Annotated in this window: 1 protein-coding gene; it reads left to right on the forward strand. The window is 61.8% G+C overall.

Going from position 1 to position 262, the window contains the following annotated elements:
• A partial coding sequence (locus AF337_RS13940; RefSeq protein WP_152971070.1) for an ABC transporter permease subunit occupies window positions 1-245 on the forward strand: 245 nt, incomplete at its 5' end.
• Window positions 246-262 lie beyond the last annotated feature (17 nt).

Here is a 262-nt window from a genome sequence, read left to right on the forward strand (position 1 = left end):
ATGCCCTCCTGCCCGCGGTGACCGTGACCGGTGACCTCGCCGCCCAGTTCGCCGGCGGCGGTGGCGTCGTCGAGGTTGTTTTCGGGTTTCCCGGTATCGGCAAGCTGCTGATCGACGGCATCCTGAAGCGCGACTTCGCGATCGTCCAGGCATCGATCTTCGCGGTCGCCGTCGTTATCTTCTTCATCAATATCCTGGTCGATATGCTCTATGCATCGATCGATCCGCGTGTGAGGGTCGAATGACCAGCACGTCCGCCGAC

Source organism: Rhizobium ecuadorense (assembly GCF_001187535.1).
Classification (GTDB): domain Bacteria; phylum Pseudomonadota; class Alphaproteobacteria; order Rhizobiales; family Rhizobiaceae; genus Rhizobium; species Rhizobium ecuadorense.